18 protein-coding genes are annotated in these 21,410 nt (G+C 70.7%); 6 read left to right on the forward strand and 12 right to left on the reverse strand.

The window, feature by feature from the left end; translation table 11 throughout:
* Positions 1–158 precede the first annotated feature (158 nt).
* A complete protein-coding gene (locus AC3EO7_RS37205; protein ID WP_435593794.1) occupies positions 159–1,085 on the reverse strand; it encodes a hypothetical protein in 927 nt (308 codons plus the stop codon).
* A gap of 474 nt (positions 1,086–1,559) precedes the next feature.
* Between AC3EO7_RS37205 and AC3EO7_RS37210 the strand changes: the two genes are divergently transcribed.
* From AC3EO7_RS37210 to AC3EO7_RS37235, 6 genes are all read left to right on the forward strand, one after another.
* Entirely contained in the window at positions 1,560–2,207 is a 648-nt protein-coding gene (locus AC3EO7_RS37210; protein ID WP_435593795.1) for a hypothetical protein, read from the forward strand.
* A gap of 49 nt (positions 2,208–2,256) precedes the next feature.
* Positions 2,257–3,273 (forward strand): TRM11 family SAM-dependent methyltransferase, encoded by a 1,017-nt coding sequence (locus tag AC3EO7_RS37215; protein WP_435593796.1) that lies wholly within the window; start codon positions 2,257–2,259, stop codon positions 3,271–3,273.
* Positions 3,270–5,747, forward strand: a complete 2,478-nt coding sequence (locus AC3EO7_RS37220; protein ID WP_435593797.1) for a type IV secretory system conjugative DNA transfer family protein — start codon at positions 3,270–3,272, stop codon at positions 5,745–5,747. The genes AC3EO7_RS37215 and AC3EO7_RS37220 overlap by 4 nt, the downstream gene beginning before the upstream one ends.
* Before the next feature lie 120 nt (positions 5,748–5,867).
* Positions 5,868–6,782, forward strand: a complete 915-nt coding sequence (locus AC3EO7_RS37225; RefSeq protein ID WP_435593798.1) for a replication-relaxation family protein — start codon at positions 5,868–5,870, stop codon at positions 6,780–6,782.
* A 7-nt stretch (positions 6,783–6,789) separates the two neighbouring features.
* Entirely contained in the window at positions 6,790–7,788 is a 999-nt protein-coding gene (locus AC3EO7_RS37230; protein ID WP_435593799.1) for a C40 family peptidase, read from the forward strand.
* Positions 7,789–8,079: 291 nt separating this feature from the next.
* Positions 8,080–9,489: a cutinase family protein gene (locus tag AC3EO7_RS37235; RefSeq protein ID WP_435593800.1), complete on the forward strand. Its 1,410-nt coding sequence runs from the start codon at positions 8,080–8,082 to the stop codon at positions 9,487–9,489.
* An 81-nt stretch (positions 9,490–9,570) separates the two neighbouring features.
* On the opposite strand, the gene AC3EO7_RS37240 is transcribed toward AC3EO7_RS37235, so the two are convergent.
* The 11 genes from AC3EO7_RS37240 to AC3EO7_RS37290 form a co-directional block, all read right to left on the reverse strand.
* Entirely contained in the window at positions 9,571–10,026 is a 456-nt protein-coding gene (locus AC3EO7_RS37240; RefSeq protein ID WP_435593801.1) for a hypothetical protein, read from the reverse strand.
* Between the two features lie 104 nt (positions 10,027–10,130).
* Positions 10,131–10,916 carry a hypothetical protein gene (locus AC3EO7_RS37245; protein ID WP_435593802.1) on the reverse strand — a complete coding sequence of 262 codons (786 nt, stop codon included), beginning with the start codon at positions 10,914–10,916 and terminating at the stop codon, positions 10,131–10,133.
* A gap of 516 nt (positions 10,917–11,432) precedes the next feature.
* A complete protein-coding gene (locus tag AC3EO7_RS37250; protein WP_435593803.1) occupies positions 11,433–11,978 on the reverse strand; it encodes a hypothetical protein in 546 nt (181 codons plus the stop codon).
* A gap of 167 nt (positions 11,979–12,145) precedes the next feature.
* Entirely contained in the window at positions 12,146–12,433 is a 288-nt protein-coding gene (locus tag AC3EO7_RS37255) for a hypothetical protein (RefSeq protein ID WP_435593804.1), read from the reverse strand.
* Positions 12,434–12,483: 50 nt separating this feature from the next.
* Complete coding sequence (locus AC3EO7_RS37260) at positions 12,484–12,801, reverse strand: hypothetical protein (protein WP_435593805.1); 318 nt, start codon at positions 12,799–12,801, stop codon at positions 12,484–12,486.
* Between the two features lie 116 nt (positions 12,802–12,917).
* On the reverse strand, positions 12,918–14,681 hold the full coding sequence (locus tag AC3EO7_RS37265; RefSeq protein ID WP_435593806.1) for a VWA domain-containing protein: 1,764 nt from the start codon (positions 14,679–14,681) through the stop codon (positions 12,918–12,920).
* 41 nt (positions 14,682–14,722) lie between these two features.
* Positions 14,723–15,913, reverse strand: a complete 1,191-nt coding sequence (locus AC3EO7_RS37270; protein WP_435593807.1) for an AAA family ATPase — start codon at positions 15,911–15,913, stop codon at positions 14,723–14,725.
* A gap of 750 nt (positions 15,914–16,663) precedes the next feature.
* A complete protein-coding gene (locus tag AC3EO7_RS37275) occupies positions 16,664–18,478 on the reverse strand; it encodes an AfsR/SARP family transcriptional regulator (RefSeq protein ID WP_435593808.1) in 1,815 nt (604 codons plus the stop codon).
* 4 nt (positions 18,479–18,482) lie between these two features.
* On the reverse strand, positions 18,483–19,238 hold the full coding sequence (locus AC3EO7_RS37280; RefSeq protein ID WP_435593809.1) for a DUF8176 domain-containing protein: 756 nt from the start codon (positions 19,236–19,238) through the stop codon (positions 18,483–18,485).
* A gap of 91 nt (positions 19,239–19,329) precedes the next feature.
* Entirely contained in the window at positions 19,330–20,508 is a 1,179-nt protein-coding gene (locus AC3EO7_RS37285; protein WP_435593810.1) for a lipase family protein, read from the reverse strand.
* On the reverse strand, positions 20,505–21,410 hold a 906-nt coding region (locus tag AC3EO7_RS37290), incomplete at its 5' end, for a cutinase family protein (protein ID WP_435593811.1). The genes AC3EO7_RS37290 and AC3EO7_RS37285, both read right to left, overlap by 4 nt.

The following is a 21,410-nucleotide window of genomic DNA, read 5'->3' on the forward strand; positions in this document are numbered from 1 at the left end:
GGCGAGCACTTCGGTGTGCGGCGGTGCCGCCGAGGCCGATCCGGCGAGCAGGACCAGTAGCGCCACGGTCGCGCCCAGGACCGCGAGCACTCTAGGCCAGCGCCGCCCGCGCCGAGCCGATGCCTGTGGCGCCTCGCTGAGATTTCCCTGGTTGGTGTTCATGCCGCCACCAGCCCGTGCTCGGTGCTCGACTGCGCCGGGGCCGGGGAGTGCCGGTTCGGCCGGCGACCTCGCCGCGGTGACCGGTCCGGCGGTGCGAGTGCGGTGACCGCCTCGGCTTCGACCGTGCTGGTGCGCTCGGGGTCGAGGTCGCGGGCGCGGTCGGACAGCCATGCCAGCAGGGCGCGTTCGGCGCGGGGTCGCTGCTTGCGCAGCTTCCACAGCGACACACCGCGTTCGGCGGCCAGGGAGGTCAGCGAGCGGCCTTCCCATCGCGACGCGGCGATGAGTTCGGCGGCGTCGGCGGAGATCACTCCGGCGGCCACGGCCTGCGCCAGGACCGTCTCGGGATGGCCGGGCCCGGACACCATCGCCTGCACCCGCCCGCCCAGAGGGGCCAGGTCGCGGTCGAGGTCACCGACCACCGTCACGCCTGTTCGCTGTTGGGTTGCCGCTTTGAGGGCGGCGCGGTAGGCACCCCACCGCAGCCGATGCCACACCCCAGGCTCTTCCAGGCCGACGCGCGGGAGGTGCCCCAGGAACGCGGTCAGCACTTCGGACTCGATGTCGTGGCGGGCGGTGGTGCTCGATGTCGCGTACTCGCTGGCGGTCCGCGACAGCATCGGCGCGGCCAGTCCGGCGCAGACCAGCATCGCGCCCTCGTCCTTGGCGCGGACCCTATCGAGCAGCCATACCCAGATCGCGTCGACCTCGGCCATCGGCGTCGCCGGGTCCCACAGCCGCTCGCGCAGCTGCCCCCACGTCTGCACCGGACCGGCGGGGGCGGGGGCGGGTGTCGGCACCGGGCGCGGATCGGTGGGCAGCGCCTCGGCGGCGATTTTCTCGAAACCGGACCGCACCACGGCCAGCGGCGGGCCCGGCTTTTCGAGTGGTCCCGCATATTTCGCGACGTGTGTATTCGTCACCACGGATCTCCTTGATCGATCGAAAACTTCCGACCTCACAAGGACACCGAATACCTCTATCCGAAACGCATCCAAACCCTATCCAAACCACACCCAAAACCTATCCGAAACATATCCAAGTCACATCCTGGGCGAGCTGGCGAATATTGCGCTACCGGATCGACGCCCCTCCATCACCCGAGGCGATCACGAGGACAGGGGCGCTCCTACCAGTGGATGTGAATGTGCGGATAGGTCCAGGATATGACTTGGATATGTTTCAGATAGGGTGCGGATAGGCCCTCCTGGCGCATGGGCAACCGGGCGAAAAGTTTCTCGAAAAATTTTGACCACACCCTCTCGCCGCACGGCGTTCCGGCCCGCAATTTCCTGCTCAGGAAATTCTCAGAAAAATTCTTGGATTGCCGCGTCCCGAAATCGGCTTTTTGGCGGAAGTAAGCGAGTACACACCGCTCTCTCGCTCAGGAGGCCGTTATGACCGCCAGTTCCCGCCGGGCCCGTTCCACTTCCGCCGCCGTGCGGGTCCCCTCGACCCTGTGGGCGCTCGGTCCCGCGCCGCTCGATCCCGACGACCGCTGGCCCGACCGGGCTTTGGTCCACACGATCACCGAATTCTCCGAACCGGGTTCGCGAGTGATGCTCCTCGGCTGGCCCGCCCCCGTCGCCCGGGGCGCGCTGCGGATCATCGAGCCCGACACCGTCGGTGCGCTCTCCACGATCGGTGATCTGGGCCGCCACGGCCTCGACGCCCCCACCGACCGGAACCGGCCCGCCGAGCCGGTGGATCTGGTCATCGCGACCCTTCTCGCCGAGCACCTCGACCCGGTCGCCGCCGCCGAGCACGTCACCTCGCTCGCGACCGAGGTGCTGACGATGGGCGGTTTGCTGATCGTTCTCTCGCGCTGCCGCCACAGCGACTCCGGCGTCCTGCACGACCCCGCCGGGTCTGTCGTGGCCGCCGCCCAGGCCGCCGATCTGCTCTACCTCCAGCACATCATCGCCGCACCCGTCAGCGGCACCACCATCACCGCCGCGCCCGCCGACCCGGCTGTCTCCGGCACCGCGCGCCACCGGGTCGCGCACACCGACGTCTTCGTCTTCCTCCAGCCCGCCCATGGCTGAGCCCACACAGCCCTTGCCCCACTCGAACTCTCCCGCGAAGGACGCCTCCATGACTCTCGATCCCGCCGCCCCCAACACCGCCGACGTCGACTCCGCGACCCCCGCACAGACCCCTCCGGCCGCGCAGCCGGTGTCGGTGTGGGCGACCGCGCAGAACGCCCCCACCGCGCAGCGGCGGGGCCGCTACCACCCCGACAGCACCGCCCACCCCGCGAAGATGTTCCCCGCCATCGTCGCCCACGCCGTCGCCACCTACACGAGGCCCGGGGACCTCGTGCTGGACCCGATGTGCGGGATCGGCACCACCCTGGTCGAGTCGCTGCACCTGGGCCGCCGGGCGGTCGGCGTGGAGTACGAGTCACGGTGGGCGGAGCTGGCGCGCACCAACATCGAGCTCGCCCGGGAGGCAGGCATCGATCTCGACGCCGCCGTCTTCCACGGGGACGCCCGCAAGCTGGGCGACCTGATCCCGGCCGAGCTACGCGGGCAGGCGAGCCTGGTGATCACCTCCCCGCCCTACGGCGACTCCCTGCACGGGCACGTGCGTGCCAACCGCAGGCAACCGGTCCTCAAGTCCAACCACCGCTACGGCCAGGTCCTCGACCGGGGCAACCTCGCCAACGTCGGACTCGGCCGCCTGTTGTCCGGGTTCACCAAGATCCTCGCTGGTACCGCCGAATACCTCGCCCCCGGTGGACATGTCGTGATCACCGCGCGGCCATGGCGTCAGCACGCCGAGCTGGTGCCCCTGCCCAGCCACCTCTACACCTGCGGCGAGCTGGCCGGGCTCGTGCCGGTGGAGCGGTGCGTGGCACTGCTGGGCCGCCTCAGCGACGGCGAACTCGTCGCACGGTCGAGCTTCTTCCAGCGCGACTTCGTCGTCAAACAGCGCTCGTCCGGGCTGCCGATTCACCTCATCGCTCACGAGGACGTCGTCATCCTGCGCAAGCCCGACACCACCAGCGGCGCGACCGAGCGCTGCCGCGCGAGCGGACGATTCCCCTTCGGCACCTCCGCGACGCTGCCGACTCCCCATGCGACCGGCCCGGGATCGGTGGCCGCGTGAACACCGCACAGACCCCCGAGCAGGGGTGGCTCGGCCGGGCGCTTCTCGCGCCCAGCCGGGCCTTGGCCGATCTGACCCACGCCGCCGAACGAATCGCCTCGACCGGGGATGGGCTCGTCGTTGTCCTGACCGTCCTCGGGGTGCTCGCCGCGGTGCGGTTTCTGGCCCGGTGGCGTCGGCGCCGGCTGAGTGCACGTGCTCGCCAGATCACCGTGCTCACCCCACCCGAGGTCGACGCCAAAGGCGCACTGGCGTTCTGGGCGCACCTCATCGGTCAGTTGCGGCCCGCCTGGGCGCGAGTCCTGTTGGGGCAGCCGCATCTGGGGTTCGAGTACACCGTCACCCCCGAGGAGGGTGCCGCGATCCGGCTCTGGGTGCCCGGCGCGATCCCACCCGGTCTCATCGAACGGGCCATCGCCTCGGCGTGGCCCGGCGCGCACACCGACACCCTCGAACCCGCCCGGCCTCCGCTACCCGGCCCGGTGAAGGGTGTCCGGCGGATCGTGGCCGGGGGCGAGTTGCGGCTCGGGCGCCGTGAGGGGCTCCCGTTGAGTACCGATCACTCCGGTGATCTGGTGCGCAACCTGATCACCGCCGCCGATGACCTCGCTCCCGGGCAGGCCGTCTGTGTGCAGATCCTCGCCCGCCCGGTCACCGGCCGCCGCGTCGCCCGAGCCACCCGCGCCGCGGCGAGCACCGCCACGCGGGCTGGCGTCCTCACTGGGCTGCTGCGCGAGGCCCTGAACCTCCTCACCCCCGGCACGACCACGACCCGCGCCTCCCACGCCTCCGCTGGTGCGGGAGACGCGCGGGCCACCGACCGCCAAACCTCCCTGGAATACAGTGCCGCCGCCCGCGCGGCAGCGGCCAAAGCGCGAGGGGCGCACTGGGAGACGGTCGTCCGCTACGCCGCCTCGATCCCGGTTTCCACCGATCCCGACGACATCGCGCCGAAAGCGCAGGCGCGAGCGGTGGCGCGCGGTCGCGCCGACGCTCTCGCCACGGTGTTCGGAGCGTGCATCGATCACAACTACTACCGGCGGCGTCGCCGCCTGCGCCTTCAGCGGTTGATCCGGCAGCGGCGTCTCGGACGTGGGGATGTGCTGTCGGTGCCCGAGCTGGCGACGATCGCGCATCTGCCCACCGACGACGGGTTACCCGGTCTGCAGCGCGCCGGTGCCCGTGCCCTGTCCCCAGCCCCCGAGATCCCTGTCGGCGGCGAGCACACGAAACCGTTGGGCATGGCCGACACCGGAACTCGCCGCCCCGTCGCGGTCAAGGTCACCGACGCCCGCCATCACCTGCACATCCTCGGCCCCACCGGTGTCGGCAAATCCACTTTGTTGGCGCGCACGATCCTCGATGACGCCGAGGCCGGGCGCGGGGTGATCGTGATCGATCCGAAGGGCGACCTCGTCACCGACGTCCTGTCTCGGCTGCCCTCGCGCATGGGTGAGCGGGTGGTCCTGTTCGATGCCGACTCGGCCGCCCCGCCGCCGTGCGTGAACCCCCTCGACATCGGCCGGATCGGGCGCGCGGGAATGGATCTCGCCGTCGACAACCTCGTGACGGTGTTCCACCGGATCTTTCACCAGTGGTGGGGGCCGCGCACCGACGACATCATGCGCGCCAGCCTGCTCACCCTGTGCGCCCAACCTGGCATCGCCACCCTGGCCGACCTGCCCCGCCTGCTCACCGAGCCCGCGTTCCGCGCCCGGGTCACCCGGACCGCGAAAGACCCAGTCCTGCGGGGGTTCTGGGACAGCTACGAAACCCTCTCCGACACCGGCCGAGCCCAGCTCACCGGCCCGCTGCTGAACAAACTCAGAGCGTTCCTGCTGCGGCCGTTCGTGCGCTCGGCCATCGCGGGAGGACCCAGCAGCGTCGAGTTCGCCGACATTCTCGACAACGGCGGCATCTGCCTCGCCCGTTTGCCGAAAGGCTCTCTCGGAGAAGAAACCTCACGACTGGTCGGGTCGCTGCTGGTGGCACGCACGTGGCAGGCGGTGACCGCGCGGGCCCGGGTCCCCGCCGCCGACCGGCCCGACGCGGCACTGGTGCTCGACGAGGCCCAGAACTTCCTCAACCTGTCCACCCCGATCGAGGACATGCTCGCCGAAGCCCGCGGACTGCGCCTGTCGCTGCTGCTGGCGCACCAGAACCTCGGCCAGCTCTCCCGCGAGTTGCGCGACGGCATCTCGGCCAACGCCCGCAACAAGATCGTCTTCGCTGTCAGCCCCGACGACGCCCGCGACCTGGCCCGCCACACCGAGCCCTGGTTGTCCGAGCACGACCTGAGCCACCTCGACGCCTTCCACGCCGCCGCCCGCCTGCTGGTCGACGGCCGCAACGCCCGCCCCTTCACCCTCACCACCCGGCCCCTGGACCCGCCGATCCCCGGGCGCGCCCGCGAGATCGCCGCCGCCGCCCAGGCCCGCCTCACAGCCGAACCCCCGGACTCCCCACGGTCCTAGCTCCGCTATGCCCCGAGAAAGGCTCCCGTACTGATGATTTCCCGTCCCGACAGGCAAGCCGATACCCGTGCCCCGCGCCCGGCCTGGTCACCTACTACCAGCCCGGAAAAGAGTTCGGTGGTGCGTGCGTTGACCGGGCGCGACCGCTGGATTCTGCGCATGGTGTTCGAGCACCGGGTCCTGACCACCGACCAGCTCGCCGACCTCGCGTTCCCGACCGCCAAGATCGCCCGCCGCCGCCTGGCGATCCTGCACACCTACCGCGTCCTGGACCGGTTCCGGCCCATGCGAACTCGTGGCACCGCCCCCTATCACTGGACCCTCGCCCCGGCCGGTGCAGCGATCCTCGCCGCGGAAGCAGGCGTGAGTGTGCGCGAGCTCGGCTACAACCACCAAACCACGCTCTCGGTCGCCCACAGCCTGCACCTGACCCACACCCTCGGCGTGAACGAGTGGTTCACCGCCCTCACCACCCATCCCTCCATCGGTGCGCGGGTGTCGCGGTGGTGGTCCCAGACCCGCTGCCAACGGCTCTGGGGCGACCTCGCACGCCCCGACGCCCACGGCCGCTACACCCACGGCGAGGACCTGCTCGACTTCTTCCTCGAATACGACCTCGGGACCACCTCCCTGCCCCGGGTCGCGGCCAAGCTGACCGGATTCGCCGAGCTCGCCCGAACCACCGGGGTCATCGTCCCGGTCCTGTTGTGGGTGCCGACCACCACACGTGAGGTCAATGCCCGTGTGGCTCTGCGGCGGACCTGGGAGCGGTTGCCCGACCCCGAGGCGGTACCGGTCGCCACCGCCGCCGCCGAGTTCCTCGGCGCGATCTCCGGGACCAGTCCGGCCGAGCAGGTGTGGCTGCCGCTGCACACCGACTCCGGCCGCCAGCGCCTGCACGAACTCGGCACCGTCTGGCCGCGACGGACCCCACCCGAAGACGGCATCGACCCGGAGGCGACCTGGGCACCGCTGAGCGGAACCGTCGCCCTTGCCCCGCCGCCGCCGAGTCCCCCGGCTTCCGAGCACTGGTGAGGTAGCGATGCTGGTCAAGACACTCGGAGCGGGATTCGCGGGGTTCGTGTTCCTCACGGTCGTGATCGCGGCCGTGGTCAGCGCCGTCGTCGTGTTCGACCACGCGCTCACCGCGCCCACTCCGGGAGCCTCGACCGGCACCGGCTCGACCCCGAGTACCGAAGCGCAACAAGATATCCCGGCCGAGATGCTCGTGCTCTACCAGGCGGCTGCCGGGGACTGCCCCGGGCTGGACTGGTCGGTGCTCGCCGCGATCGGCAAGATCGAAACCGACCACGGACGCTCACCACTGCCGGGAGTGTCCTCGGGTGAGAACGCCTCCGGTGCTGGCGGGCCGATGCAGTTCCTGGCCTCGACCTTCGAGTCGGTGACCGCGCGGCATTCCTTGCCTGCTGGTGGTGCGAGCCCGCCCTCGCGCTACAACCCCTCCGACGCGATCCACGCCGCCGCGTTCTACCTGTGCGACTCCGGCGCACCCGGTGACCTCCGCGCAGCGATCTGGGCTTACAACCACGCCGACTGGTACGTCGACCAGGTCCTCGACCAAGCCGCCCGCTACCGCGCCACCGACACCACCGGAGGCGACTGCCAGACCGCCTCACCGCCGAACCCGACTGCCGCGCAGGTGATCTCCTTCGCCTGCGCCCAGCTCGGCCTCCCGTACGTGTGGGGCGGCAACGGCCCCGAGGTCAACGGCGGCTGGGACTGCTCCGGACTCACCCAAGCCGCCTACCGAGCCGCCGGAATCTCCATCCCCCGCACCACCTACGACCAAGTCCACACCGGCACAACCATTCCCGAGAACCAGCTCGCCCCCGGCGACCTGCTGTTCTACAGCACCGACGGCGACGTCCACCACGTCGGCATCTACCTCGGCGGCGGACAGATGGTGCACGCACCCACCTTCAACGAGCCCGTCCAGATCTCGCCCTACCGCTGGAAAGGCGACGACTACTACACCGCCACCCGACCCACACCCGCCCACGATGTAGGTTCTCATGACTGATTGCGCTTTCTCACCAATCTTGCGCCGACTCTGCGTCATTCAGCGGCAAGGGTCGCGATCATGCAGGTCAGGTCGCCGAGATGTATTGCGCTGGGTCGAGTCTCATCGACGCGGACGCTCGTCTGACGAGAAATGCGCAAAGTCGTTGAGAATCCTCGCCGCAAAGTCGGTGAGAAACCTCTGCACACCACCAGGTCGTGAACTGTCCGACCGCAAAGTCTGGCGACAACCTACACACGACGACGACTACCGCGCCGCCCCCTGACCACCCGCCACGAACGGAGAAATCTCATGCACCGCAACCACACTCGAACTGCCCGCGCCCGCCGCGCCGTCCGCACGGCACTGTGCGCGGCCATCACCGCCACCACCGTGACGGCCGGTGTCGCCGCCGCCGAACCCACCACCGGCAGGACCGGTACCCAGTGCCCGCGCTGGACCGCGCTGCTGGTCCCGGGCACCTACGAGACAACCCCGACCACCGGCCAGACCACCGCCGGGATCCTCACGAAGGTCGGGGAATCGTTGACCGCCCGCTACCGCAGCGACATCGACGTGCACATCCTCACCGCGCCGACCACGACGGGTGCGGGGTCCGCGAGTGGACAGGAACTCTCCGCGGCGGTCTCGGCGCTGTGCTCGGACACGCGAGTCGTTTTGGCCGGCTACGGCCAGGGCGCCGAGGTCACCGGTGACCTCGCCACGAGCATCGGCAATAAAGCGGGCCCGATCCCGGCCTCGCGAGTCGTGGCGGTCGCGCTGGTCTCCGACCCTCGCCGCGATCCGGCCACCGCCCAGCTCGGTACCCCGGTCTCCGGGCAGGGCGTCACCGGACCGCGTTCGCAGAGCTTCGGCGACCTGGTCGACCGTGTTCGTACGCTGTGCGCCGAGGGCGACAGCTACTGCTCGACCACAGCGCAGAACTCGCCGGTCCTCGCCGCGGTCAGCCGCGCTCTCACCGCGACCACGACCACCACGACCGGCTCGACCACGACCTCGGCGAAGGTCCCCACCACCACGACCACCGCCGCCACCTCGACCGGGCAGCTCAGCGTGTCCCAGGTTCTGGCCCAGGTTGTCACCGTGCTCAACGGGCTGGCGAGCTTCACCGCGAACGTGCCCGCCATCGTCACCGACCTCACCCAGCTGCCCGGCCTGCTCGCCAGCAGCGACATACCCGGTCTGCACCGCGTGGCCGGGGACCTCAATCTCCAGTTCAGTCCGCTGGTCGAGATGGTCGCCGGACTCGACCTGCGCCTGGTCGCAAGCGCACTGAAGATCGCCGCACCGCTCGACACCACCGGGGTCGCGCTCATCGCCGCCGAGATCGTCGGTGTCCTGGCCGATCTCGACTTCACCCGCATCGCCACCGATATCGGCCGAGCCCAGGAGATCGCCTGGACCGCCGCCGAAGCCCTCGCCGTCGGTGACCCCGTGGCCGCCTTCCTGACTCTGACCGGGCTGGCACCGATCGCCGCCGATCTCCTCTCGGCGACCGCTTCGGCGTTTACCGGTACCCAGTTCCCCACGCTCACCCAGACCTACAGCACCGCCACCACGACCGGGGCGGGCACCACCACCGGCACCGCCGTTCCGGCCCCGCAGAACGCCGCCACAGCCACGTTCCCGGCCACCGGCTACGACACCACCGTCCCCGTGCTGACCGACTGGATCGTCCAGGCCATCGACCGCACGAAATAGCCGCCGCCACAACGCGACAGAAACGGCCGGTGGGGCCGAGTAGATGCTCGGCCCCACCGGCCGTTTCGGCGTGTGGGCGGGCTAGGAGATGAGCGGCGGCACGGCGGGCGGTGTCTGCACGGCCGGGGCACCGATGGCCCGGAACCGCCACGACGGCACCGGCCTGTGCGCCTCGGCCGGGTCGTTCTCGTCACCGTTGTCGGCGTCGGCGGGGACGATCAGAGGGGCGGGTGTCGCGCCGACGACCGCGCGGGCGGCGCTTTCCGGGTCGGTGTAGGTGGTGCCGGTCAGCGGTCCGCTCATGATCCGCGTCGAGCCGGTGAACGGGAAGAACTCGCCCTCGGTCCGCAACAGCCGGTAGTACACGAACACTGGCACCCACGGCACCATGGTCGGGAGGACGGGCACGCGGAGCTGATGTTCGGCCTCGGCCGCGACCGCCAGCCACAGCTCGAGGCTGTCGGCGGCGTGGGGGGAGCGGGTGAACACGCGGTGCAGCGACGCCGCGATGACAGCCGAGTTGGAAGTGGTGAACATGATCGAGAAAACCTTTCAGGGAGAGATACATTGAGAGGCGCGGTGCCGGACTCCCCGGAGGTAGCTTCTCCGGGGATCCCGGCATCGCCCAGTCGGAACGATGGTCAGGCCGAGGCGAGGGTGAATTTCTTGGGGGCCGTGCTGGTTTGGCGTGCGGTCCCGTTCTTGGTGAGGGTGACCAGGGCGTTGTGGACCGCGCCGCTGGAACGGTCGAGTTCCTTGCCGATCTGGTGAGGCGTGTACTCCTGGTCCGGGTGATCGCGCAGGAAATCCTCGACCTGTCCCCGCAGCGCCCCGGCGGGCAACCGCACCACCGACGACTCCGCGTCCGCCGCTGCCGCGTCATCGGCCGGGACCGGGGCCACCGGGGCCGGGTCGGCGGGATCGTCGCCCGTGGGGGCAGCAGCGGCCGTGTCCGGCGCGGTATCCGGCACGGGGTCGGCGTGTGCCTCCTCCTCGGCGGGATCGGCCGGTTCCGGCGCGGCCGGGTCGAGCGAAACCGGTTCCGGCGCGGCGGGTTCGGCCGGGGCCGGTTCCTGGGTGGCGGGTTCGGTCGCGGCCGGTTCCGGCGCGGACGATCCGGCGGTGGTCCAGGTTTTGGCGGCCCGGGGCGATGCGGGGTCGGTGTCCGACCGCACGGCCCCGGCGGTTTCCCATCCCGTCAGCAATCGCCGGGCGGTCGACAGCCCGATCCCCGCCGCATACGCCAACATGGCGGTGGTGCTGCCGGGGTGGGTGCCCAGCGCCGCCCATAACGCCCGGTCTGTGTCGGTGCGCAGCACGGGCACACCCGCCGCCCCCGAACCGCTGTCCGGGGCAGCAGGGGCGGCATCCGGGGCGGGCGCGGCCGGTGCCGTGGGCGCGGTGGTGGTGTTCTTCTTTTTGGACATGACAGGTCCCTCCAACAATGGTTCGGGTGAATTCGGGTGATGTCCCGGCCGGGACGGAAACCACACCGATCGGGGCGAATTCCCCGGGGGTTCGGTGTCGTTCCCGGTTCCATGGACGCTCGATACCCGGGCCGATGTCAAGCGGAACGTGGAAAGAAACTTCGGCCCCGAATTTCTCTCGTCTACTTTCGGAATGCGAACGGCACGAGTGGAATTCGGCTCGCGGGCAATTGTTGCGGCGAGGCAAACCCGTACTCGCCAGCGACCCGCGAGCTCGCCACAGCGGTGTCGGGATTCGCCGACCGCGCCGACGCCGCTGCCGACCACAACGATGACGAAGTGGACAACTGGGACCGAGGCCGAGGCTGCACGCCGCCGAGGTCCCCTGTTGCCGACAGAACGCGTAAAGGCCGACCCTGCTGGGTCGGCCCTTACGTTGTCGGTGGCGGCCCGCCGGTTGCCCGGCGCTGCCCCGGGTGCGCGGTGGTCGCCCACCCCGGGTCGAGGTGGTGCGGTTCAGTCGAGGGCGAGGAGTTGCAGGATTTCCGTGGGTGTGACCAGGCCGCTGTTGATGAGTTCCTGCCGGGTTTCGGCGAGGTGGTCGAGGCCGTGATCGATGTTGGTGCCCTCGTGCTCGATGAGGTCGTCGGTGTCGGGGTGGCGGAAGCGGCCCACGCGCAGCGTGGCCGCGATCGCGCTCAGGCGCTGGGCGAGGGTCTCGGCCTGTTCGGCGAGTTCGTCCTGGTCTCGGCGCAGCCGCGCGAGGGCGTTGTCGCGTGCGGAATTCCGGTAGGCGCGCATCCGGTCGCCCCAGTCCGCAGAGGGCTCCTGGTGGGCGGGGGCCAGCTCCCACGGTGCCGCGAAACCCCGCTCACCGGTGGCGGTTTCGATCACGCACTCGGGAATGTCACCGCCGCTGAAGAGTGCGACGACCACGCCGCGCCAGGTGCGGTTGTTGCGGCCGGTCACCTCGTCGCCGACCTCGATCGGGCAGACCACCTCACCGCGGGCGTGGATATCGGCGGGAGTCCGGTCGGTAGCGGTGCGGGTGTCGTCGGTCATTTGTCGTCTCCTGTCGTTGCTGCCCATGCGGGCGGATTCGAGTGGGTGAAGGGTGGGGCCGCGCGGTAGCGGTTGCGGCCCCCGGTCCCGGTAGGCGGCGCGTACGGCGGCGGTGGGCCTCTGGTCTGGTGCTGGCACACCGCCACCTCCCGCGCCGGTCGCGCCCGCTAGCTGTCGGCCTCGGCGCGCGGTGCGTCGAGCGCGGCGCGCAATCGTCGCCCGCCGCCGGTGAGCTCGTAGTGCACGTGATGGTCGAGTTCCCAGCTCTCGGCGCATTCGGGGCAGATCGTGTAGCCGTGGTTGCAGCGATCGGCCGACCACACCAGCAGGATCCGGCCGTAGGGGTCGCCGGTGTCGCGGAGCTGCACCATCACGTAGGCGTTGCCGCTGAGTTGGGCGTCGGGTTTGATCACGCCGTCTTCGTCGCGACTCTTGGTGTTCTTCATCGGTCGCATGTGGCTCTCCCGGGGTTTCGCGGTGCCGGTCGGTTGTGCCGCTGGCGGGTTCATCGGGTCAGGTGGTCGTGCAGGGTGCCGGTGGTGCGGTCGAGCCACACGGTCACGGCGTCGTCGAACTCGCCGAGGCTGAGCCGGTTCACGGCACCGGTGGCGTAGGCGGCGATGTCGTCGGGGTGCACGAGATGAATGCGCGGGGCGGCGATTCCGTCCGCGCTGCCGGTCACGTGAGCCACGGTGTACATGCCGCGCTCGTCATGGGGGCCGGGGGCGTAGATGACGAACTGGTCGCCGGTGGCGGTGTCGGCGATCACGTAGATGGGGTCGAGTGCGGCCGTGGTGGCGATCGGGTGGGCGGTGCCGGTCATGGTGTCGTGTCCTGTCGTTGCTGCCCGTGAAAGGTGGGCGGGCGGTGGGCCGGGTCTTGGTTACGGCCCCGGTTCGGGTGCCCCGGGCGCGTTTTCGCGCCCGGGGCACCCGGGGGTTAGGAGGCGCATACGGCGGCGGTGGCGGCGCGCCCGATCGCGGCGGCCGTGGCGGCCGGGTCGGTCACCAGGTGCAGGGTCACCCCGTCCAGCGGCTCCGGCCCGCTGTCGGCCGGTGCCAGCCACAGCACCGCGCATCCGGTCGCGCGCAGCGCGTTCACGCGGGCCTGGGCACGGTGACGGTTGCGGCCTCGGTATTGGCCATCGGAGATGATCACCAACAGCCGGGTCGCGCCGGGCCGGGCCAGGTCGAGGGCACCGTCGAGGGCCTCGACAGCGGTATCGATGGCGTGAAGGTAGTCCGGGCAACTGAATTCGGTGACCCTCTTGGGCGCGGTGCCGGGGTAGGTGATCGGTTTGACCGAGGCCCCGAAGGTCACGGTCGCGGTCGTGGCGGGCATGGTGGCCAGCTCGGCGGCGCGGGCGATGATCCACGCGGCCGAGGCCACCGGGGCGGCGTAGTCCTCCATCGAGGAGGACACGTCGCACGCGATACCGACTCGCAGCGGCGGCACCGGCTCGGTTTTGCGGGTGGTGCGGGTGAACGGTTCGGCGGTCGGGATCGCCCCGGCGGCACGCTGCGCCTCCCGGGCCAGCGCGCCCCGCATCCGCAACCGGCCCGGCGGCAACGCGGAGGTCGTTCTCACGGCGGTCCGTTCCCGGGTGGCGGCGGTGTTGAGGGCACGGGCCAGCACCCGCGCGGCGGTGTGCTCGGCCGGGCGGGCGGTGCGTGTCCGTCGCGTGCTTGCCGTCCGGCCCCGGCCCGACCCGTCACCGAACACGGTCCGCGCTTGCGAGGCAGCGTCTTTCGCGGCGCGGTCGGCGGCCTGTTGTGCGGCGGCGGCGATCTCGGCCGGGTCGGGTTCCACTGGTGAGGCGGCGACCGCGTTGCCGATGTTGGTCACGGTCTCGCCGATCGCGGCTCCCAGCACCGAGGACGGGTCGGGGTCGGTGTGGGGGTCGGGGCCGATCAGGTCGAGCCAGCGTTGCCCGAGTTCGAGCATGGCGGCGGCGTCGGTGTCGGCCACGGTGTGGGCCTCGCGCCAGATGGCGCGCAACTGGTCGAGGGTGTCGGTGCCGAGGATGTTCTCGATCGCGGTGGCGGCGGGGGAGCATTCGGCGGCGTCGAGGATGCCGCCGTCGAGTCGGGCCAGGATGAGGGCGGCGTTGCGGGCGGCGTTGTAGGGGGTGGCCGGTATCTGGGCGGCGGCGATCGCGCCGCCGTTGTCGCCGATCACGATCTCGGTGGCGCTGGCGCGCAACCAATGCCGGTCGTCGGGGCGGCGGCGAATCTGGGCGGCCTCGATCCGGGATTCCTCGAGCAGCATCGCGGCATCGACCACCCCCGGGTGCGCCACCGGCGGCGGGTTCCACGCCGAATGTTTGGCGTGGGCGCACTCGTGCACGAACGCGCCCCACACCGAGGGGTAGCGGTTGCGGTCGCTGTTGCGTTCGGGGTGGGCGGTGGCGGGGTCGATTTTGAGCTGGGTGCCATCGATTTCGACGGCCGCCCGGCTCGGCATGAACACCGCCGGGTTCCCGAACGCAGCGCCGGGGGCGATGGTCACGGTCAGGTCGTCGCGGTCGGCGATCGGCGGGGCCTCGGCGGTCATGGCGGCCGAGAGCGCGATCCATGCACCGGTGACAGGCACGGAGGCCGGGGCGCGGGTGGTGGCCGGGGCAGCGGTGGCGGGGCCGGTTCCCGGGGCAGCGGGCGCGGGAACGGGGGCGGGTGGCGGTGTGGTGATCACGTGGCCGGTCATGGCGGGCAGTGCCTTTCGTGCGCGGGGCGGGTGGCGGTTGGTCAGATGCGGGGGCCGAGGGCCAGCGGGGCGTGGCTGGTGCCGGACACGGTTTTCACCACGGCGGCCACGACATCGCGGTCCTCCTCGGGCGCGGCTCCGACGAGGTTGGCCAGGGCGGTGGCCTGATCGGTGGCGGCGGCGATCTTGCGGAACGCCAGCAACTCGCGCAGCTGCGGTGCCCACCCGATCTCGCCTTTTGCCTGCCGGGCCGCCAGCTCGCGCGCCACTTTCACCGCGCGCCGTTCCACCCCGAGCTGGGTGGCGAGGTCGTAGTCGCTGCCCACCTGCACCTGGAACGCGAACCGCGAGGCGAGTGCGTCGGACAGGATGGCCCCGTGCACTCCGGGGTTGTGTCCGGCCACCACGAAGAACCCGGGTTCGGCTTTCACGATCTCGCCGCCGTGGGCTTTGATCACGATCTCGCGGCGGCCGTCCATCGCGGGGTACACCACCGACAGCACGGTCGGCGGGATGAGAGTCGCGTCGTCGATGAACAGCACCCGACCCTCACGCATGGCCCGGACGAGCGGGCCGTGCACGAAAACGAAAGTGCCGTCCGGGTTCTGGGTGTACTCGCCCACCAGATCGGCGACCGTGGTGTCCCCGTCGCCCTGCACGGTCAGCAAATCGCCGTAGGCGGCCTCGATCAACGACGTTTTGCCGGTTCCGGGCGGCCCGTACAGCAGCACCGGCACCTCGGCCGCGCGCATGGTTTGCAACACATCGACATCGGCGCGCCCGGCTAACTTCCGCACGTGGTAGTCCTGCCCGTTCGGCCGGGCCACCGTGTTGCCGGTGCGCGCCGGGGTTGCCGGGGCGGCCGGGGCCGAGGTGGCTGCTTTCGGTGCCCGGCGGCGGCGCGGGGCCGGGTTCGCCGCCTGCCCGGCGGCCGGGGCAGTCGGGGCCGGGGCGGCGGTGGCGGCCGGGGCGGTGGCGGCGGTGGCGGTGTTCGCGTTGGCGCGGTAGCGGCGGGGGGAGGCCGAGGTGCGATCGGCGTGCCCGGCGGCGGTCAGCGCCTCGAGCGCGTTGCCGACAGCGCCGGAGGACCGGTTGAGACCCTTGGCGATTTCACGGGGCGACAGTTCGCGGCCCGGGTCGGCGGCCAGCGCACCGGCGACCATGCGCCGCAATTCCCCGTTCGGCAGGCGACCGGCGGCAGGTGCAGCGGTAGCGGCGGGTGTGGTGGTCATTGCAACTCCTGAAAATCCGTTCCGAATTCGTGCGCCGTTTCCGGCACACGTGCGGCGGGGCCGCCATTCGGATTTCTGCGAATTTCCCGGCGAATTCCGGGAACCGGGTCGACGCTAGCTCGACCTCGAACGAGCTCACAACCCCGAAAAGGGCTCGAATTTCCGGAATTTTTCCGGACAACGGCGAGGCGCGCAGTGCAATACGAACATGAAACGCGCACAGCAATACTCACGCCCGACGACAGGCCGCCAGCCAAACGAATGAAAAAGCAGCAAAGAGATAAAAGAAGAACGAGAAAAAAAGAGGAACAAGACAAACGGAGCAGCAAGGGACAGGCACCAACTGAATGCCGGAGGCGGGCGACGACGGACCGGCGACGCATGTCTATATAGCTTTGTATATAGACAATCCTGGATGCTATCCGCGCGGATATGCGGCCTACTACCTGCGGATACGCTGACGGGCGGTGGGGACATTTGACCGCCCCACGTATTTCCGCACGTATTTCCCCACGCATTTCCCCATGTATCGACCGCGCAGAACTCGCAGAGAGTTCCGGAGAGTGAATTTACGGAGATTCCGAAGCGATCCGACTCGATAGATTTCGGAAAACACTGTCGGGCGACCCGAATATCGGAGCGCCGATTCCGGGCGAATGGCCGCAGCGGATTCGACCATTCCCGGCAATAGACTACCTGCTGTTTCCGCATTTTTAGGTGTGTACGGGTAGTTGATTTCTGCCCGACCGGTCAGGGTTCGGGCTGGAGTGGATTGCGGTCTTCTCCTCGGCGGAGGTGTTCGAGGAGTTCGCGGGTTTCTCGGCTCGGGGTTTCGCCGATCTCGCCGAGTTTGCGGGTCATGAGTGTGTAGGTGCGGGCGAGAGCGGCGTATTCGCCCAGGCGTGCGTGCTGGCGCAGGATGTCGCGCCAGACGGTTTCGTTGTAGGGGTCGGTTTCGGCTGTCAGCTCGAGCAGTCCGAGGGTTGCGCGGGGGTCGTGATCGGCGTCGTGGGTGGCCAGCCAGTCCAGCGCGTTGTGGGCGTCGCGGCGCGCGGATTCGCGCAGCGGTTCGATCCAGGAGCCTGTGATGTCGGTGGCCAGGTCGGTGGTGGCGATGCCGGTGATGGCCCGGCACGCGGCACTGCGGTCGGTGTCGCTGCTGGCGCGGCGGCGCGCGGCGACAGCGGCGAGGAACTCCCAGTAGTCGACACTCGCCGCGGTCGCCGACAGGCGGCAGTGCAGCCGGTCATCGATGAGCACCCCGGTGATCTGCCCGCCGGTGGCCGTCGTGATCGAGGCACGCAGCCGCGAGAGGGCATTGCTGAACGCGGCCGAGCGCTCCGGTGAATGCCCGCCCCAGATCAGATCGATCAACCGAGATCGGCTCAACCCCTCCGGATGCAGTGCCAGCAGGGCCACGATCTCGCGGCTGCGCGGCTGCAACTGGCTCGTGATCTCCACCTGCTCACCGGACTCGGGCGCACGCCAGAAGACCCTCGTCGCCCCGAACGCGAACACCGACAGGGCAGGCGAGTCGAACTCCGGTGGCGCGGCGGCCGGGCTGGACTCCGGCGCCGCGGCGAGGTCGTCCTCGCCCAGCTCGCCGGCATCCTCGCCCGGCTGGCCAGCATCCCCGGCTTCGCTCGCGAGGACAGGCTCGGGAGCCGGTGGCCCCACGCTGGGCACCGGAGGTTCCACGACCACAGGCTCCGGCGTGAGTGGGCGCGGTGGCGGCGGCAGGTCGATCCGGTAGATCGTCGGCCCGGCGTCATCACGGCGGCTCGGGCGGGCCTGGCGGACAGCACCGGGTGTGTGCGGCTGGGCGAGGCGTTCGCGGCGGCCCTCGGCGCGAAGCTGGAGTTCCACAGCGGTGGTGATGAGCCGGGCAGGCGGGAGCAGCTGCGAGGAGCGCCGGACGCGGCGGCCAGCCAGCAGCGCTTGGGCACCAGCACGGGTGGCGGGCAGGCTACCCACTACCGGGACACCGAGGGCAGTGGCGTAGTCGCGGCTGCCGCCGATGAGCACGACACCCCGGGGGCAGCCGTGACGGGTGAGGGCACGGATGCGCGCGATGGCGGGCTCGGGGTCGATGTGCTCGGCACGCACGACGAACAGGCAGCCGTCGGCGGCGGCGATGACCGGGTGCGGGACCGAGTCCGGCTCGGGGACACCACAATCAGCGAGCACGGTCGCGCCGAGCCCCCGCCAGTTCGCATAGCGGCCGGTGAGCAATTCGGCAGCAGGGACAGCGCGCTCGGGATCGCGGTGCGGCGGCGCGGCCAGGAACGCCTCTCCGCCGGGCAGGAACTGCACGTGCTGTGCCAGCAGACCTGGGGTGATGGGCTCGCCCGTGGTCGTCCTGCGGGCCAGGCTCGCCAGACCGAGATACGGGTCCGCGCCGACCATATCGGCGAGCTGCCCGCCTGCGGGGTCGGCTTCCACGATGAGGGCGGTTTCCGGGCCGGGCCAGGTATGGGCGAGCGCGACGGTGGTCGTGGTGGTCCCGGCGCGGGGGCTCAGTCCGGCAACGGCGATCAGTAGTGGCGCCTGCGAGCCTGTCCCCATCCCCCTATCCCTGCTTCTGGAAATTGGAGATCAGCAACAGCGCGGTACCGGTGCCGGTGTCGGCAGCGGGGCGGGTGTTGATCAGCTGGAGGTAGTCGACGCGGGTGCGATCCGGACGCAACTCGGCGATGTGGACGTTCGCGGTGGTCGGGGTGATCGCGGTGATCGCCACGCAGTGCCGGGTGCCCGGCGGGATGCTGGCGATGCCCGCAGCGAGGCCCTCGGCGGTGATCCCGGCCTCGGGCGCGAGCAACGGCATCGCCTTGGTGGCATCACGGTCGATGTAGTAGGCGGATTCGAACGAGGCGATCACCCCGGCCAAGGTGGCGGGGTCACCTGCGCGGTCGGTGACGACCTCTCCCGAGAGCCCGGCGCACGGGCCCTGCACCGTGGTGGTCGGGCTCGGCGGCGCGGCGGTGGCCTGGACCTGCTGACCGGCGTCGCGGCTGTCGGTCGCCGTGCCCACCAGGACCCCGGTCAGTACTGCGATGGCGGCCCCCAGCGCGGCCCAGGCCCCGCGCGGCAGCCGGTCCCCGATGCTGACCCACCATCCGGAAAACCGGCCCGTGTCGGCGGTGTCGGGAGTGTCCTGTAGCGGGGCGAACCAGACGCCCTCGGGCGAGGGCGACTGGCCGGGCTCGTCGACGCTGGAGACGAAGCTGGAGTCGGCAACGACGTGCGAGTCCGGAAGAGACTGAGGCAGGTCGACCCATGCTTCGGCGTCGTCGTCATCGGATGGATTGTGGGGGTCCCTCGCCATTCATCTCGCCTCGCCTCGGGTCAGGTGTCTCCGGGGCCTGCCCGCACCCCGGGAGGGGGGTTGCGGGGTACGGGCAGGTTCCCCGGAGGGGTCAGGGGCGGCTTGTGCGCTCGGCCTGCGCCGGTGCCGCCGGTGTAGTGGTGGGCTGGTGTGGGGGTCGGCTGGTGATGTCCACGGTGAGCCGGGCCAGGACATCGGATATCGCCAGATGCGCGGTGCTGCGGTGATCGGCGTCGTACTCGCGCCAGTCGACCTGCGTGCCACGCTGCCGGTAGGCGATCAGGGCGCGCTGACCAGCTCGCACCGGGACAACGATGTCGAGTTCGCCGTGGTAGAGATGCAGCGGCACTTCGGATTTGACGTGGCCGAGAGTTTCCAACGCCAGGACCCGCCGCCACCAGTGGTCGTTCCACGGATCCGGCTGACGGCACCAATGCGCCAACGGCTGCGGGAAGCGTTGCAGCAGTTCGAGACCGGTGAGGTGCCGAGCCTCGGCGGCAGCGACGAGGCCGTCCTCGTTCAACACGTGACGCAACGGGAGCTGGTCGTAGGCGCGGGACAGGCCGATCAGCCCCGCCAGACCCAGGCCCGCCAGACCCAGACCGGCCAGGCCCCGGCCCAGGCCCGCTCCGGTGCCCCCACTGATCACCGGTGCCATGGCCGCGAGGTCGGACACCACAGCCCCGGCCGCTACACCGCGCAGATCCACCTCCGGCGCATACCACGGCTGCAGCTCCCCGGCAGCCGCGACGACCCGGCCGCCGTCGGCGTATCCCCAGGCCACAACCGGCGCGATCGGCAGGTCGAGGTCAGAGGCTCGGTAGATCGCGCGAGCCAGATCGAGCACCACCTTGGCACCGGCCGCGCGAGCGGCCAGGAAGGTATGCGGACCGGTACCCGCGCCGAGCCCTTGCCCGTCAGGGACGGCGACCACCCAACCTCGCGCGAGCGCGCGGTCGATGCCGGCCAAGTCGTACTCGGTACCCGTCGCCAGCAGTTGCGAGGGCGCGCAAACTCCACCCAGGCCACGAAAGGGTGGGCAGTACAGCAGAATCGCGGTCGACCCGGGCTCGGCGACCGCTTCGGGGATCAGCACGATCGCCGACGCCGCGATCGGCTGGGACCGGGAATCGGTGGAGACGTAGACGATCTGCCACGCCCCGGTCGCCCCGGCCAGCTGCGGCACGAACACCGGGCGTGTGCGCACGATGTCTCCAGCTCGCGCGCCTTCGCGCAGGATCGGTGTCTGATAGAAGTCGCTGATCGTCATGCGTGGCTCCCGGCGAGGTCGTAGGCCAGTGCGGTCAGCCACGCGACCCCGCTGGCGAGTTGACCGGCGGCGGCATATCCGGTGTGGCGGCCGTTTAGGTCGGCGTAGCGAAGCCACACACCCGGATTCACCAGATCTGCGTTGTCGGCCAGCAGCTGCCCCCACGCACCCGAGAGTTGCCCGGCCAGTCTCGGCAACTGCCCGACCGGGTCGGAGGCCACGATCGCGGTGATCTGCCCCCACCGCCCCGACGCGGCAGCGGTCTCCTCCGGGCCGGGTGGCGGGGTGCGGGGGTCGGAGGCATCGATGAGGCGCTCAGCCAGACTCGCCGCGGGCGCGTAATCGACGAACCCGGGCCCGAACTGGAAGTCGTTGTTCACCACCGTGGTCCACGCCTCACCCAGCACTCCCGACAGCAGGGCATGGATCGAACCGAGCGCGGCTATCGGATCACGCAGATCGGCCTGGGCGGCGAGCTGGGCGGCGAACCGCAGCAGGGCGGCGCGTTCGGGTGCCGCGCAGCTGAGGTCGCCTTCGACGCAGACGTCGGTCACTCGGCCGGTCAGCGCCCCGTACTCGACACCCGAACTGGTGGCGATCCCGCCGCCGGAGGCCGGGGCGGTGGTGATCGCGACCCCCGACACCGCCGCTCCGGAGGTGCCCGGGGCGGGGTCGGGGGTGAGTTGGCCGGGGCGGCCGGGGATCACCGGTGAGCCCGGGGCGCGGTCGGGATCGGAGTAGAGGGCGATACCCGCCACCCGCTCGGCCGGGACGGGTCCCTCGCCCGCACCGACAGTCCGCGCGAATTCCGAGACCACCTGCGCGCCCTGGGAATACCCGACCACCGCGAGCGCCGTGCCGGGGCAGTCGGCGGCGACCCTCTCCGCGGTCGCGGGGGGGGG

The organism is Nocardia sp. bgisy118, from assembly GCF_057708605.1.

Bases quoted from the DNA above. Each gene is read 5' to 3' on its own strand.
- AC3EO7_RS37280 (WP_435593809.1), bottom strand. From the start codon at position 19,238: ATGGCGAGGGACCCCCACAATCCATCCGATGACGACGACGCCGAAGCA.
- AC3EO7_RS37235 (WP_435593800.1), top strand. From the start codon at position 8,080: ATGCACCGCAACCACACTCGAACTGCCCGCGCCCGCCGCGCCGTCCGC.
- AC3EO7_RS37270 (WP_435593807.1), bottom strand. From the start codon at position 15,913: ATGACCACCACACCCGCCGCTACCGCTGCACCTGCCGCCGGTCGCCTG.
- AC3EO7_RS37250 (WP_435593803.1), bottom strand. From the start codon at position 11,978: ATGACCGACGACACCCGCACCGCTACCGACCGGACTCCCGCCGATATC.
- AC3EO7_RS37240 (WP_435593801.1), bottom strand. From the start codon at position 10,026: ATGTTCACCACTTCCAACTCGGCTGTCATCGCGGCGTCGCTGCACCGC.
- AC3EO7_RS37210 (WP_435593795.1), top strand. From the start codon at position 1,560: ATGACCGCCAGTTCCCGCCGGGCCCGTTCCACTTCCGCCGCCGTGCGG.
- AC3EO7_RS37265 (WP_435593806.1), bottom strand. From the start codon at position 14,681: ATGACCGGCCACGTGATCACCACACCGCCACCCGCCCCCGTTCCCGCG.
- AC3EO7_RS37275 (WP_435593808.1), bottom strand. From the start codon at position 18,478: ATGGGGACAGGCTCGCAGGCGCCACTACTGATCGCCGTTGCCGGACTG.
- AC3EO7_RS37260 (WP_435593805.1), bottom strand. From the start codon at position 12,801: ATGACCGGCACCGCCCACCCGATCGCCACCACGGCCGCACTCGACCCC.
- AC3EO7_RS37245 (WP_435593802.1), bottom strand. From the start codon at position 10,916: ATGTCCAAAAAGAAGAACACCACCACCGCGCCCACGGCACCGGCCGCG.
- AC3EO7_RS37215 (WP_435593796.1), top strand. From the start codon at position 2,257: ATGACTCTCGATCCCGCCGCCCCCAACACCGCCGACGTCGACTCCGCG.
- AC3EO7_RS37255 (WP_435593804.1), bottom strand. From the start codon at position 12,433: ATGCGACCGATGAAGAACACCAAGAGTCGCGACGAAGACGGCGTGATC.
- AC3EO7_RS37285 (WP_435593810.1), bottom strand. From the start codon at position 20,508: ATGACGATCAGCGACTTCTATCAGACACCGATCCTGCGCGAAGGCGCG.
- AC3EO7_RS37230 (WP_435593799.1), top strand. From the start codon at position 6,790: ATGCTGGTCAAGACACTCGGAGCGGGATTCGCGGGGTTCGTGTTCCTC.